12 protein-coding genes are annotated in these 13,992 nt (G+C 57.8%); all 12 read left to right on the top strand.

Going from position 1 to position 13,992, the window contains the following annotated elements; all coding sequences use genetic code 11:
* Positions 1 to 259 precede the first annotated feature (259 nt).
* The 12 genes from rho to wzyE all read left to right on the top strand — a co-directional run bounded on the left by rho (position 260) and on the right by wzyE (position 13,988).
* Entirely contained in the window at positions 260 to 1,519 is a 1,260-nt protein-coding gene (gene rho / locus GKN89_RS16425; RefSeq protein WP_004934188.1) for a transcription termination factor Rho, read from the top strand.
* 296 nt (positions 1,520 to 1,815) lie between these two features.
* The gene (wecA, locus tag GKN89_RS16420) at positions 1,816 to 2,913 is read left to right on the top strand and encodes a UDP-N-acetylglucosamine--undecaprenyl-phosphate N-acetylglucosaminephosphotransferase (RefSeq protein ID WP_370520219.1); all 1,098 of its coding nucleotides are present in this window, start codon (positions 1,816 to 1,818) and stop codon (positions 2,911 to 2,913) included.
* 27 nt (positions 2,914 to 2,940) lie between these two features.
* Positions 2,941 to 3,993: an ECA polysaccharide chain length modulation protein gene (wzzE, locus tag GKN89_RS16415; RefSeq protein WP_029988858.1), complete on the top strand. Its 1,053-nt coding sequence runs from the start codon at positions 2,941 to 2,943 to the stop codon at positions 3,991 to 3,993.
* An 87-nt stretch (positions 3,994 to 4,080) separates the two neighbouring features.
* The gene (gene wecB / locus GKN89_RS16410; protein ID WP_370520218.1) at positions 4,081 to 5,211 is read left to right on the top strand and encodes a non-hydrolyzing UDP-N-acetylglucosamine 2-epimerase; all 1,131 of its coding nucleotides are present in this window, start codon (positions 4,081 to 4,083) and stop codon (positions 5,209 to 5,211) included.
* Positions 5,208 to 6,470 carry a UDP-N-acetyl-D-mannosamine dehydrogenase gene (gene wecC / locus GKN89_RS16405; protein WP_074055649.1) on the top strand — a complete coding sequence of 421 codons (1,263 nt, stop codon included), beginning with the start codon at positions 5,208 to 5,210 and terminating at the stop codon, positions 6,468 to 6,470. Before wecB ends, wecC begins: the two co-directional genes overlap by 4 nt.
* Positions 6,461 to 7,534, top strand: coding sequence for a dTDP-glucose 4,6-dehydratase (gene rffG, locus GKN89_RS16400; protein ID WP_195934019.1), 1,074 nt, complete (start codon positions 6,461 to 6,463; stop codon positions 7,532 to 7,534). The genes wecC and rffG overlap by 10 nt, the downstream gene beginning before the upstream one ends.
* Before the next feature lie 48 nt (positions 7,535 to 7,582).
* Entirely contained in the window at positions 7,583 to 8,464 is an 882-nt protein-coding gene (gene rfbA / locus GKN89_RS16395; RefSeq protein ID WP_074055648.1) for a glucose-1-phosphate thymidylyltransferase RfbA, read from the top strand.
* On the top strand, positions 8,442 to 9,173 hold the full coding sequence (gene rffC / locus GKN89_RS16390) for a dTDP-4-amino-4,6-dideoxy-D-galactose acyltransferase (RefSeq protein WP_154747373.1): 732 nt from the start codon (positions 8,442 to 8,444) through the stop codon (positions 9,171 to 9,173). The genes rfbA and rffC overlap by 23 nt, the downstream gene beginning before the upstream one ends.
* On the top strand, positions 9,160 to 10,290 hold the full coding sequence (rffA, locus tag GKN89_RS16385) for a dTDP-4-amino-4,6-dideoxygalactose transaminase (protein WP_154747372.1): 1,131 nt from the start codon (positions 9,160 to 9,162) through the stop codon (positions 10,288 to 10,290). Before rffC ends, rffA begins: the two co-directional genes overlap by 14 nt.
* A gap of 1 nt (position 10,291) precedes the next feature.
* Positions 10,292 to 11,542 (top strand): lipid III flippase WzxE, encoded by a 1,251-nt coding sequence (wzxE, locus tag GKN89_RS16380; protein WP_063918212.1) that lies wholly within the window; start codon positions 10,292 to 10,294, stop codon positions 11,540 to 11,542.
* The gene (locus tag GKN89_RS16375) at positions 11,539 to 12,624 is read left to right on the top strand and encodes a TDP-N-acetylfucosamine:lipid II N-acetylfucosaminyltransferase (protein ID WP_154747371.1); all 1,086 of its coding nucleotides are present in this window, start codon (positions 11,539 to 11,541) and stop codon (positions 12,622 to 12,624) included. Before wzxE ends, GKN89_RS16375 begins: the two co-directional genes overlap by 4 nt.
* The gene (gene wzyE, locus GKN89_RS16370; RefSeq protein ID WP_154747370.1) at positions 12,621 to 13,988 is read left to right on the top strand and encodes an ECA oligosaccharide polymerase; all 1,368 of its coding nucleotides are present in this window, start codon (positions 12,621 to 12,623) and stop codon (positions 13,986 to 13,988) included. Before GKN89_RS16375 ends, wzyE begins: the two co-directional genes overlap by 4 nt.
* Positions 13,989 to 13,992 lie beyond the last annotated feature (4 nt).

The raw sequence follows: 13,992 nt of genomic DNA, 5'->3' as shown, positions 1-13,992 counted from the left end.
GCTATACTCTGTGTTGAACCACTGGCGTTGAAAGTAAACTGAACTCAGCCCGTGTTTTGGCAATCAAACGGTTTTGCAAAATCATTTTTAAGGTACCTTCGATCTTCAACCGTCAATGCGTACGCCCGATGTAAGCCATTTCTTACCGCGACGGCTCTGCGCCCGGTGATCGAACGTCCAGTAGACAGGCACGCATTTCGCTGCCATACCATTCACGATACAAGTTCGAGACATACCCCGAGTTTAAGAACCCACCATTATGAATCTTACCGAATTAAAGAATACGCCGGTTTCTGAGCTGATTACTCTCGGCGAAAATATGGGGCTGGAAAACCTTGCCCGCATGCGCAAGCAGGACATTATCTTCTCCATTCTGAAGCAACATGCGAAAAGCGGAGAAGATATCTTCGGCGACGGCGTGCTCGAGATATTGCAGGATGGATTCGGTTTCCTCCGCTCTGGAGACAGTTCCTACCTCGCCGGTCCCGACGACATCTATGTATCCCCTAGCCAAATCCGCCGTTTCAACCTCCGCACAGGTGACACCATTTCCGGTAAGATTCGTCCGCCAAAAGAAGGCGAGCGCTATTTTGCCCTGTTGAAAGTCAACGAAGTCAACTACGACAAGCCGGAAAACGCCCGCAGCAAGATCCTGTTCGAGAACTTGACGCCGCTGCACGCCAATTCACGTCTGCGGATGGAGCGCGGCAACGGCTCTACCGAAGACCTGACGGCGCGCGTACTGGATCTGGCGGCGCCGATTGGCCGCGGCCAACGTGGCCTGATCGTGGCACCGCCGAAAGCCGGTAAAACCATGCTGCTGCAGAACATCGCGCAGAGCATCGCCTACAACCACCCAGACTGCGTGCTGATGGTGCTGCTGATCGACGAGCGTCCGGAAGAAGTGACCGAGATGCAGCGTCTGGTGAAAGGCGAAGTGATCGCCTCGACCTTCGACGAGCCGGCTTCGCGTCACGTGCAAGTGGCCGAAATGGTGATCGAGAAGGCCAAGCGCCTGGTTGAACACAAGAAAGACGTTATCATTCTGCTCGACTCCATCACCCGTCTGGCGCGCGCCTACAACACCGTGGTACCGGCCTCCGGCAAGGTGCTGACCGGTGGTGTGGACGCCAACGCCCTGCACCGTCCGAAGCGTTTCTTCGGTGCGGCGCGTAACGTGGAAGAGGGCGGCAGCCTGACCATCATCGCGACTGCGCTGGTTGATACCGGTTCGAAGATGGACGAAGTGATCTACGAAGAATTTAAAGGCACCGGCAACATGGAATTGCACCTGGCGCGTAAAATCGCCGAGAAACGCGTATTCCCTGCGATCGATTACAACCGTTCCGGTACCCGTAAAGAAGAGCTGCTCACCACCTCCGAAGAGCTGCAAAAAATGTGGATCCTGCGCAAAATCATTCACCCGATGGGTGAGATTGACGCGATGGAGTTCCTCATTAATAAGTTGGCGATGACCAAAACCAACGATGAATTCTTCGATATGATGAAACGCTCATAATTCGTTAAAAAATTCGCTGAACGCCACGCCTAGTCGTGGCGTTTTTCGCTTTTGGCGGATACGATAAGTAGCAGTAATGGAAAAGTAAGTTGTTTCCTCGACTTATTGAGAATTCATCTTGTTTGTCGGTCGGTTTTGCGCCGATCGGCTTTGCTGCTGTCATTTTGTCAGCCGAAGCGAAGAAAATAGGCATGAATCACCGTTGTCATAGGAAATGACCGAAAGGTGGCGGGGGCCGATGGCACAAGCTATTGCCCGTGGTAAGCTGCCTTATCTTCTACAGAGATCTGTTAACTGTGAACTTACTCACTATGAGTACTGAAATTCTATTTGTTTTCCTGTTTTCTTTGGCTTTTCTCTTTGTTGCCCGCAAGGCGGCAAAACGTATTGGTCTGGTAGATAAACCCAATTATCGCAAACGCCATCAGGGGCTGATTCCGCTGGTCGGCGGTATTTCCGTTTATGCCGGGTTGTGCTTCGCGTTTTGGATTTCCGAACAACCTATCGCGCACACCAAGCTTTATCTTACCTGCGCCGGCATTCTGGTGTTTGTGGGGGCGCTCGACGATCGTTTCGACATCAGCGTTAAAATTCGCGCCCTGGTGCAGGCGTTGGTCGGCATCGCCATGATGGTCTTCGCCGGGCTGTACCTGCGCAGCTTCGGCCATGTGCTGGGCGACTGGGAGATGCTGCTGGGGCCGTTCGGTTATCTGGTGACGCTGTTCGCGGTCTGGGCGGCGATCAACGCCTTCAACATGGTTGACGGCATCGATGGCCTGCTGGGAGGGCTGTCGTGTGTCTCCTTCGGCGCGCTGGGCCTGTTGCTGTACCTGAGCGGCCATCATGAGCTGGCGTTCTGGTGTTTCGCGATGATCGCCACCATCGTTCCCTATATTTTGCTCAACCTCGGTATCCTCGGCCGTCGCTATAAGGTGTTCATGGGGGATGCTGGCAGTACCCTGATCGGCTTTACCGCCATTTGGCTGCTGCTGCAAAGCTCGCAGGGAAAGGCACACTCGATTAACCCGGTGACCGCGCTGTGGATCATCGCTATTCCGCTGATGGACATGATAGCAATCATGTATCGTCGTTTACGCAAGGGGATGAGCCCCTTCTCTCCCGATCGTCAACATATTCACCACCTGATCATGCGCGCCGGCTTTACGCCGCGGCAGGCTTTCGTGTTGATCACCCTGGCGGCCGCATTGCTGGCGGCGGTTGGCGTGATTGGCGAACGCCTGACTTTTATCCCTGAGTGGGTTATGTTGGCATTATTCTTGCTTGCTTTCTTCCTGTATGGTTACTGCATCAAGCGCGCCTGGCGTGTTGCGCGGTACATTAAGCGTATCAAGCGCCGGTTGCGGCGTTCGGGCGATAACAAGCAAGTACCTTAACCAGAGACCAGAGGCTTTTTGGCTGTGATGAATCCAGAAACAACGTCTGACAAGCATACCCCGGCGGTGGATAACGAACTCGATATCCGCGGCCTGTGCTGTACCCTGTGGCGCGGCAAACCGTGGATTATCGGCATTGCGGTGCTGTTCGCGGCGGTCGCGCTGATCGTCTCTTATCTGGTTAAGCAAGAGTGGAGCGCCACCGCAATCACCGACAGACCTACGGTGAATGCGCTGGGCGGTTACTACTCGCAGCAGCAGTTCCTGCGTAATCTGGACGTGCGCACGCTGCCGGCGACGGCCGGCGATCAGCCGAGCATCGCGGACGAAGCATACAATGAGTTCATCATGCAGCTGGCGGCTTATGATACGCGTCGCGATTTCTGGCTGCAGAGCGATTACTACAAGCAGCGTCAGGAAGGGGATGCCCGCGCCGATGCGGCATTGCTCGACGAGCTGATCAACAACATCCTGTTCACGCCGCGCGACGACAAGAAAGTGCCGAACGACGGCGTGAAGCTGACGGCGGAAACCGCTGCGGACGCCAACCGTCTGCTGCGCCAATACGTGGCCTTCGCCAGCCACCGCGCGGCCCTGCACCTGAACGAAGAAATTCAGGGCGCCTGGGCCGCCCGCACCACCTCGATGAAGGCGCAGGTCAAGCGCCAGGAAGCGGTGGCGGAGTCGGTTTACAAGCGTGAGCTGAACACCACGCAGCAGGCGCTGAAAATTGCCGAGAGCCAGGGGATCAGCCGTACACAAACCGACACCCCGGCCGAACAACTGCCGGATTCGGATCTGTTCCTGCTGGGCCGGCCAATGCTGCAGGCGCGTCTGGAAGGCCTGCAGGCTTCCGGCCCGACCTACGATCTGGATTACGATCAGAACCGCGCGATGCTGGCGACGCTGAACGTTGGCCCGACGTTGGATGAGAAGTTCCAGACCTATCGCTATTTGCGTACGCCGGAAGAGCCGGTAAAACGCGACAGCCCACGCCGGGTCTTCTGGCTGATTCTGTGGGGCGCGATGGGCGCTTTGGTTGGCGCGGGTGTTGCCTTGGCGCGTCGGCCGCGTAGTTAAAAAAATAATATAATAATCTGATGCAGGGCGCGTGAGCGCCCCATTCGCAGGCGGGGCCTGCGATTAACCGACCAAAAGAGATTCGCTGTGAAAGTGTTGACTGTTTTCGGCACCAGGCCTGAAGCCATTAAGATGGCACCGCTGGTACATGCACTGGCCCAGGACGAGGCCTTTGACGCAAGAGTCTGCGTAACGGCACAGCATCGAGAGATGTTGGATCAGGTTTTGCGGTTGTTTGAGATCACGCCGGATTACGACCTGAACATCATGAAACCCGGCCAGGGGCTAACGGAGATCACCTGCCGCATTCTGGAAGGGTTGAAAGGGGTGCTGGAAGATTTCAAACCGGACGTGGTGCTGGTGCACGGCGATACCACCACTACGCTGGCGACCAGCCTGGCGGCGTTCTATCAACGCATCCCTGTCGGGCATGTCGAGGCCGGCCTGCGCACCGGCAATCTGTATTCTCCCTGGCCGGAAGAGGCCAACCGCAAACTGACCGGTCATTTGGCGATGTACCATTTCGCGCCAACCGAGAACTCACGCCAAAATCTGTTGCGCGAGCTGCTGCCTGACAACCGCATTTTCGTGACCGGCAATACGGTGATCGACGCGCTGTTCTGGGTGCGCGATCGCGTGATGAGCGATGCCGCATTGCGAGCTAGCCTGGCGCAGCGTTACCCGTTCCTCGACGCCGACAAGAAACTGATTCTGGTCACCGGCCATCGCCGCGAAAGCTTTGGCGGCGGCTTTGAGCGAATTTGCAGCGCGCTGGCGGAGATCGCCCGCAACCACCCGGAAGTGCAGGTGGTGTATCCGGTGCATCTCAACCCGAACGTCAGCGAACCGGTGAATCGCATTTTGAAAGGCATCGACAACGTCATGCTGATCGAACCACAGGACTATCTGCCGTTTGTCTATCTGATGACTCACGCTTACATGATCCTCACCGATTCGGGCGGCATTCAGGAAGAAGCGCCGTCGTTAGGCAAACCGGTGCTGGTAATGCGCGACACCACCGAACGCCCGGAGGCGATAGATGCGGGCACGGTGCGTTTGGTCGGCACTGACGTGGCCAAAATTGTTGAAGCAGTGACCCGGCTGTTGACGGACGAAAGCGAATATCACGCGATGAGCCGGGCGCACAACCCATACGGTGACGGGCATGCCTGTCAGCGTATCCTCGAAGCTTTAAAGAATCATCAGGTGACACTATGAGTTTTAACACTATTTCGGTTATCGGCCTGGGTTATATCGGCTTGCCAACGGCGGCGGCGTTTGCCTCCCGCAAGAAAAAAGTGGTGGGCGTAGATGTTAACCAACATGCGGTAGATACTATTAACCGTGGTGCGATCCACATCGTCGAACCGGATCTGGACAAAGTGGTCAAGGAGGCCGTCGACGGCGGTTTCCTGCAGGCAGTAACCAAACCGCTGGCGGCCGATGCGTTCCTGATCGCGGTGCCTACGCCGTTCAAAGGCGACCATGAGCCGGATCTGGCCTTTGTTGAAGCGGCGGCGAAATCGCTGGCGCCGGTGCTGAAAAAGGGCGATCTGGTGATCCTTGAGTCCACTTCGCCGGTGGGCGCCACCGAACAGATGGCGGCATGGTTGGCGCAGGCGCGCAGCGATCTGAGCTTCCCGCAGCAGGCAGGTGAAGCGGCGGACGTGAATATCGCCTACTGCCCAGAGCGCGTGTTGCCGGGGCAGGTGATGGTGGAACTGATTCAAAACGACCGCGTGATCGGCGGCATGACGCCGAAGTGTTCGGCGCGCGCCAGCGAGCTGTACAAGATTTTCCTCGAGGGGGAATGCGTGGTTACCAACTCGCGCACCGCCGAGATGTGCAAGCTGACGGAAAACAGCTTCCGCGACGTGAACATCGCCTTTGCTAACGAGCTGTCGTTGATTTGCGCCGAACAGGGGATCAATGTCTGGGAACTGATTCGCCTGGCGAATCGCCACCCGCGGGTGAATATTCTGCAGCCGGGGCCAGGCGTCGGCGGCCACTGCATCGCCGTCGATCCGTGGTTTATCGTGGCGCAGAACCCACAGCAGGCGCGCTTGATCCACACCGCGCGTCTGGTGAACGACGGTAAACCGTTGTGGGTAGTCGACCGTGTGAAAGCGGCGGTGGCCGATTGCCTGGCCGCCACCGACAAGCGTGCGTCTGAGGTGACAATCGCCTGCTTCGGCCTGGCCTTCAAGCCGAATATCGACGATCTGCGTGAAAGCCCGGCGGTAGAAGTCGCGCACCTGATCGCCGAATGGCACGTTGGCGAAACGCTGGCGGTGGAACCGAACGTAGAACAGTTGCCGAAGTCGCTGGCGGGCCATGTGACGTTGACGCCAATCGCTGAGGCGTTGCTGCAGGCCGATGTGATCGTGATGTTGGTCGATCACCAGCAGTTCAAGGCCATCCGGCCGGAAGATGTAAAACAAACATGGGTTGTTGATACCAAAGGAGTATGGCGTTGAAACGTATTTTAGTTACCGGTGGTGCCGGTTTCATTGGCTCCGCAGTCGTGCGGCACATCATCGAGGCCACCGGCGATAGCGTGGTGGTGGTGGATAAGCTGACCTATGCCGGTAACCTCGAGTCGTTGGCGGTGGTGGCTGAGAGCGAGCGCTATGCTTTCGAGCAGGTCGACATCTGCGATCGCGCCGGGCTGGATCGGGTATTTGCCCAGTATCAGCCGGACGTAGTGATGCACCTGGCGGCGGAAAGCCACGTCGATCGCTCTATTGACGGCCCAGCGGCCTTTATCGAAACCAACGTGGTCGGCACTTATACCCTGCTGGAAGCGGCGCGCCACTACTGGCAGCCGTTGGCGGCGGAGAAGAAGCTGGCTTTCCGTTTCCATCATATCTCCACCGACGAAGTGTACGGCGACCTGCACGGCACCGACGATCTGTTCACCGAAACCACGCCGTATGCGCCGAGCAGCCCGTATTCCGCCTCCAAGGCGTCAAGCGATCATCTGGTGCGTGCCTGGTTGCGTACCTACGGTTTGCCGACCCTCGTCACCAACTGTTCGAACAACTACGGTCCTTATCACTTCCCGGAGAAGCTGATTCCGTTGGTGATCCTGAATGCGGTAGCCGGCAAACCGCTGCCGGTATACGGCAACGGTGCGCAGGTGCGTGACTGGCTGTATGTCGAAGATCACGCGTGCGCGCTCTATCAGGTCGTGACCGAAGGCGTGGTCGGCGAAACTTACAATATCGGTGGTCATAACGAGCGTAAGAATATCGAAGTGGTGCAGACCATTTGCGATCTGCTGGAAGAACTGGCGCCGAACAAGCCGCAGGGCGTGGCGAATTACCGCGATCTGATCACTTACGTCAAGGATCGCCCGGGCCACGATATGCGTTACGCCATCGATGCCGGCAAAATCGATCGTGAATTGGGCTGGCGGCCGCAGGAAACGTTCGAAAGCGGCATTCGTAAGACGGTGGCCTGGTATTTGGCTAACGAAACCTGGTGGCGACGGGTGCAAGACGGCTCTTATGCCGGCGAGCGTTTGGGGTTGTCAGATTAATTTAACGCCGCGCCGCTTTGCGGCGGCGCGGCGGGTTTTGGAGTAAGTATGAAAGGTATTATTCTGGCTGGCGGTTCCGGTACGCGTCTGCATCCGATTACTCGTGGCGTGTCCAAGCAACTGCTGCCGATCTATGACAAGCCGATGATCTATTACCCGATGTCGGTGCTGATGCTGGCGGGGATCCGTGACATTTTGATCATCTCGACCCCGGAAGATCTGCCGTCCTTCGAACGTTTGTTAGGTAACGGCGAACAGTTCGGTGTCAATCTCAGCTACGCTGCGCAGCCTAAGCCGGAAGGTTTGGCGCAGGCGTTTCTGATCGGCGAGGAATTTATCAACGGTGATTCTTGCTGCCTGGTGTTGGGAGATAACATCTTCTTCGGCCAATCTTTCAGTCCGAAATTAAAAACCGTTGCGGCCCGCACCGAAGGCGCCACCGTGTTCGGTTATCAGGTAATGGATCCCGAGCGCTTTGGCGTCGTGGAGTTTGACGACAATTTCCGTGCGCTGTCGATCGAAGAAAAACCGAAGAAACCAAAATCCGATTGGGCGGTGACCGGTCTGTACTTCTACGATAGCCAGGTGGTGGAGTTTGCTAAGCAGGTGAAGCCCTCCGAGCGCGGCGAGCTTGAAATCACCAGCATCAACCAGATGTACCTGGAGCGCGGTGAACTGACCGTAGAGCTGTTGGGGCGTGGTTTCGCCTGGCTGGATACCGGCACGCACGACAGTCTGTTGGAAGCCAGCAGCTTCGTACAGACGGTCGAGAAACGCCAAGGCTTTAAAATCGCCTGTCTGGAAGAGATCGCCTGGCGTAATGGCTGGCTGGATGACAAGGGGCTGAAACGCGCCGCTACCGCATTGTCCAAAACGGGCTACGGCAAGTATTTGTTGGATCTGCTGCATGTGCGTCCACGCCACTATTGAGCCTTTGGCGTGGGAAAGCGAGTTTTTCGCGCTAGACAGCGCGAAACTCAGCTTCTCTTCCCCGGCCCCGGCGCTTGCCGAGGTCGACTTTGCGGCTTACGCCCTGGTGCAGGCCAAAATCCCCGCGCAGCAATTGGCATTGGTGGATGGCCTGGCTGGATTGGGATTCCGTTTGGTTGAAGGCGAGGTCGATCTGGTCTTGGCCCTCGAGGATGGACGAGCGGATGAATCCGGTGACGGCACTGGGACTTCTCGCCTGGCGACTGAGGCCGATATTCCGGCATTGCGCGCTGCTGCGGCTCAAGCGTTCACCGTCAGCCGCTTTCGCGCGCCTTGGTATCAACCTGATGACAGCGGCCGATTTTATGCTTTGTGGATCGAAAAGGCCGTTTTAGGCACTTTCGATCATCAGTGCCTGTTGGCACTGGACGAACAGGGGCGGCCAGAGGGCTTTGTCAGCCTGCGTAATCTGGGCGACCAGGAAATGCGTATCGGGCTGCTGGCGGCTTTCCCCGGCGCATCTGGCCGGGGCATTGGCACTCGGCTGATGGCGGCGGCGATCGCCGAAAGTCGGCGCCAGGGGATGCAGCGCCTGCGGGTGGCGACCCAGATAAGCAATATCGCCGCATTACGACTCTATCAACGACAGGGTGCCGTGATTGAAAGCACCGCGTACTGGTTATACAGAGGTAGACATGATTCCATTTAACGCTCCACCGGTTGTTGGCACTGAACTGGAATATATGCAGGCTGCCATGGGCAGCGGCAAGTTGTGCGGCGACGGCGGCTTTACCCGTCGCTGCCAGCAGTGGATGGAACAGCGTTTCGGCAGCGCGAAAGTATTGCTGACGCCTTCCTGCACCGCGTCGTTGGAAATGGCCGCCATTCTGCTGGATATTCAGCCGGGTGACGAAGTTATCATGCCGAGCTTTACCTTCGTGTCCACCGCCAACGCCTTTGTGCTGCGCGGCGCCAAAGTGGTGTTCGTCGACCTGCGTCCGGACACCATGAACATCGACGAAACCAAAATCGAAGCGGCGATCACCGATAAAACCCGCGCGATCGTGCCGGTGCACTACGCCGGCGTCGCCTGCGAGATGGATACCATCATGGCGCTGGCGAAGAAATATAACCTGTTCGTGGTGGAAGACGCCGCGCAGGGCGTGATGTCGACCTACAAAGGCAAGGCATTGGGCACCATCGGCCATATCGGCTGCTTCAGCTTCCATGAAACCAAAAACTATACCGCCGGCGGCGAAGGCGGTGCGACGCTGGTGAACGATCCGGCTCTGGTCGATCGGGCGGAAGTCATCCGCGAGAAAGGCACCAACCGCAGCCAGTTCTTCCGTGGTCAGGTCGACAAATATACCTGGCGCGACATCGGCTCCAGCTATCTGATGTCTGACCTGCAGGCCGCCTACCTGTGGGGCCAGCTGGAAGTGGCGGAACGCATCAATCAACGCCGCCTGTCGCTGTGGCAGAAGTACCACGACAGTTTCCTGCCGCTGGCGAGATCAGGGCGCATCGAGCTGCCGAGCATTCCGACGGACTGCGTGCATAACGCGCATATGTTCTATATCAAGCTGCGCGATATCGACGATCGCACCGCATTTATCGACTATTTGAAAGAAGCCGAGATCATGGCGGTGTTCCACTATATCCCGCTGCATGATTGTCCGGCCGGCGAACGTTTTGGTCGTTTTGCCGGCGAAGACCGATACACCTCACTGGAAAGCGCGCGTCTGGTGCGCTTGCCGTTGTTCTACAATATGTCCGATGTTAATCAGCGTACGGTAATCAATACTATCCTGAGCTTCTTCGCCTGATATGTCGCTGGCAAAAGCATCGATATGGACCGCCGGCTCCACGCTGATCAAAATCGGCGTGGGGTTGTTGGTGGTGAAGCTGCTGGCGGTGGCGTTTGGCCCCAGCGGGGTGGGGCAGGCAGGTAACTTCCGCCAGTTGATTACCGTGCTGGGCGTGCTGTCCGGCGCGGGTATTTTTAACGGCATCACCAAATACGTGGCGGAGTACCACCAGGATCCGCAGCGTCTGCGTCTGGCGGTCGGCACCGCGTCGAGCATCGTGCTGGGCTTTTCGACCTTGTTGGCGCTAGTGTTTCTGTTCGCCGCCGAGCCGATCAGCATAGGGTTGTTCGGGCATGCCGATTATGTCGGCGTGGTGCGCGCCGTGGCTTTCATTCAGATGGGTATCGCCTACGCCAACCTGTTTATGGCGGTGCTGAAAGGCTATCGCGATGCGATGGGTAATGCGCTGGCGGTGATCGGCGGCAGCCTGATCGGCGTGGTGGCTTACTATCTGTGTTTCAAGCTGGGCGGCTATGAAGGCGCGCTGGCGGGGCTGGCGCTGGTACCGGCGTTGGTGGTGTTGCCGGCAGGGTTGATGTTGTGGCGGCGCAAAACGCTGCCGCTGCGCTATCTGGCACCGCGCTGGGACAAACCGGTGGCCGGCAACCTCGGCAAATTCACCATCATGGCGTTGATCACCTCGGTGACGCTGCCGGTGGCCTACGTGATGATGCGCAACCTGTTGGCCGCGCATTACGGTTGGGATGAGGTGGGGATCTGGCAGGGCGTCAGCAGCATTTCCGATGCCTATCTGCAGTTTATCACCGCCTCGTTTACCGTCTATCTGCTGCCGACGCTGTCGCGGCTGACGGATAAGGGCGCCATCTCGCGAGAGATCGTGCGCTCGCTGAAATTCGTGCTGCCGGCGGTAGCGGCGGCGAGCTTTACGGTGTGGTTGCTGCGCGATTTCGCCATTTGGCTGCTGTTCTCGGACAAATTCGTCGCCATGCGCGATCTATTTGCCTGGCAGCTGGTGGGCGATGTGTTGAAAGTCGGGGCTTATGTGTTCGGCTATCTGGTGATCGCCAAAGCGTCGCTGCGCTTTTATATCCTGACAGAAGTCAGTCAGTTTCTGCTGCTGACGCTGTTCTCGCACTGGCTGATCCCGCTGCACGGCGCGCTGGGAGCGGCTCAGGCCTATATGGCAACCTACATCGTGTATTTCGCGCTCTGTAGCTGCGTGTTTCTTATTTATCGTAGACGAGTATGACCACACTGATTCATGTTCTGGGATCCGATATCCCGCATCATAACCAGACGGTGCTGCGCTTCTTCAACGACGTGCTGGCGCCGCGTTTGCCGGCTGAGCAGACGCGGCATTTTATGGTGGCGGCCAAGGATGTGGCGGCGTTGGGGGAGTTTCCGGCCCTTAATATTGAGCCTTACGCCGACAAGAAGAGTTTGGCGGCGGCGGTGATCGCTTGTGCCCAGTCCGATCGTGATGCGCGTTTCTTCCTACATGGCCAATTTAATCCGGGGCTGTGGCTGGCGCTGCTGAGCAGCAAGATCAAGGCGCATCAGGTCAGTTGGCATATTTGGGGCGCCGATCTGTATGAAGATGCCACCAGCTGGAAATTCCGCCTGTTCTATCTGCTGCGGCGCATTGCGCAGGGGCGGGTGGGGAACGTGTTCGCCACTCGTGGCGACGTGATTCACTACCAGCAGCGCCATGCGCGGGTACCGGCCTCGCTGCTGTATTTCCCGACCCGCATGGACCCGGCGCTGACCGACGTTCACGTCGAAAAAAATCTGGCCGGGCCGATGACGATTCTGGTGGGCAACTCCGGCGATCGCAGCAATCGGCATATCGAAGCGCTGAAGGCTATTCATCAGCAGTTTGGTGCCGACGTGCGCGTGATCCTGCCGATGGGCTATCCGGCCAACAACGACGCCTACATCGAGCAGGTGCGCGCCGCCGGATTGCCGCTGTTCGGCGAGAAAAACCTGCAGCTGCTCACGCAGCAGGTGGCGTTTGAGGATTACCTCAATATTCTGCGCGCCTGCGATCTCGGCTATTTCATTTTCAATCGCCAGCAGGGGATCGGCACCCTGTGCCTGCTGATTCAGTTCGGCGTGCCTTTCGTGCTCAGCCGGCAGAACCCGTTCTGGCAGGATCTGGCGGAACAGCACCTGCCGGTGTTGTTCTATGGTGATTCGCTGGACGAAGCGGTGGTGCGCGAAGCGCAGCGCCAGCTGGCGGCGGTGGATAAACAGGCGATCGCCTTCTTCAATCCGAACTATGTCGACGGCTGGCAGCAAGCCCTGGCGTTGGCGGCGGGAGAGCACTCATGACGTTGGCGCAATTCGGCGGCCTGTTTGTCGTCTATCTGGTCAGCCTGACGTTTATTCTGACGCTGACCTACCAGGAGTTTCGGCGCGTGCGCTTTAACTTCAACGTCTTCTTCTCGCTGCTGTATTTGCTGACGTTTTATTTCGGCTTCCCGCTGACCTGCCTGCTGGTGTTTCAGTTTGACGTCGAGGTGGTGCCGGTGGAGTTCCTGCTGTACGCCCTGCTGTCGGCGACGGCGTTTTACGCCATCTATTACGTCACTTACAAGACGCGGCTGCGCAAGCGGTGCGTTCAGCCGCGCGCGGCGCTGTTCACCATGAACCGGGTAGAGACTCATATGACCTGGGTATTGCTGGCGCTGTTGGCGATCGGCACCGTAGGGATCTTCTTCATGCAGAACGGCTTCCTGCTGTTCAAGCTCAATTCCTACAGCCAGATCTTCTCCAGCGACGTTTCCGGCGTGGCGCTTAAGCGGTTCTTCTACTTCTTCATTCCAGCCATGCTGGTGGTCTATTTCCTGCGACAGGATCTGCGCGCCTGGTTCTTGTTCCTGGTGGCGACGGTGGCGTTCGGCATTCTGACCTATGTGATCGTCGGCGGCACCCGCGCCAATATCATCATCGCCTTCGCGCTGTTCCTGTTTATCGGCATCGTGCGCGGCTGGATCACGCTGTGGATGCTGGCGGCGGCGGGCATATTCGGCGTGGTCGGCATGTTCTGGCTGGCGTTGAAGCGCTACAGCCTGGATGTCAGTGGCGCGGAAGCGTTTTATACTTTCCTCTATCTGACTCGCGATACCTTCTCACCGTGGGAAAACCTGGCGCTGCTGCTGCAAAATTACGACAAGATCGACTTCCAGGGACTGGCGCCGATCGTGCGCGATTTCTATGTCTTTATCCCAACCTGGCTGTGGCCGGGCCGGCCGGACGTGGTGCTGAACTCGGCCAACTATTTCACCTGGGAAGTGCTGAACAACCACTCCGGGCTGGCGATTTCTCCGACGCTGATCGGTTCGCTGGTCGTGATGGGCGGCGCGCTGTTTATTCCGCTCGGTGCGATTCTGGTGGGCATGATCATCAAGTGGTTCGACTGGCTGTACGAGTTGGGCAAAACCGAACCGAACCGCTACAAGGCGGCTATCCTGCAAGGCTTCTGCTTCGGCGCGGTGTTCAACATGATCGTGCTGGCGCGCGAAGGGGTGGACTCCTTCGTGTCGCGCGTGGTGTTCTTCTGCATTATTTTCGGCGCCTGTCTGGTGCTGGCGAAGTTGCTGTATTGGCTGTTCGATACCGCCGGGTTGATCAAGGCCAGAGTGACGCGCGCTCGCGCGCCGGCGTCTCCGCCTCGGGCGAGCGGTCTTTTGTAAGGGT

This window comes from Serratia sp. YC16, from assembly GCF_009707615.1.
In the GTDB taxonomy this organism is placed as follows: domain Bacteria; phylum Pseudomonadota; class Gammaproteobacteria; order Enterobacterales; family Enterobacteriaceae; genus Serratia; species Serratia surfactantfaciens.
Note: the sequence above shows the minus strand (reverse complement) of the source record. Positions and strands in the feature narration are given on the sequence as shown.

Bases quoted from the DNA above. Each gene is read 5' to 3' on its own strand.
- wecC (WP_074055649.1), top strand. From the start codon at position 5,208: ATGAGTTTTAACACTATTTCGGTTATCGGCCTGGGTTATATCGGCTTG.
- wzzE (WP_029988858.1), top strand. From the start codon at position 2,941: ATGAATCCAGAAACAACGTCTGACAAGCATACCCCGGCGGTGGATAAC.
- rffA (WP_154747372.1), top strand. From the start codon at position 9,160: ATGATTCCATTTAACGCTCCACCGGTTGTTGGCACTGAACTGGAATAT.
- wzxE (WP_063918212.1), top strand. From the start codon at position 10,292: ATGTCGCTGGCAAAAGCATCGATATGGACCGCCGGCTCCACGCTGATC.
- rfbA (WP_074055648.1), top strand. From the start codon at position 7,583: ATGAAAGGTATTATTCTGGCTGGCGGTTCCGGTACGCGTCTGCATCCG.
- rffG (WP_195934019.1), top strand. From the start codon at position 6,461: ATGGCGTTGAAACGTATTTTAGTTACCGGTGGTGCCGGTTTCATTGGC.
- GKN89_RS16375 (WP_154747371.1), top strand. From the start codon at position 11,539: ATGACCACACTGATTCATGTTCTGGGATCCGATATCCCGCATCATAAC.
- rffC (WP_154747373.1), top strand. From the start codon at position 8,442: ATGTGCGTCCACGCCACTATTGAGCCTTTGGCGTGGGAAAGCGAGTTT.
- wzyE (WP_154747370.1), top strand. From the start codon at position 12,621: ATGACGTTGGCGCAATTCGGCGGCCTGTTTGTCGTCTATCTGGTCAGC.
- rho (WP_004934188.1), top strand. From the start codon at position 260: ATGAATCTTACCGAATTAAAGAATACGCCGGTTTCTGAGCTGATTACT.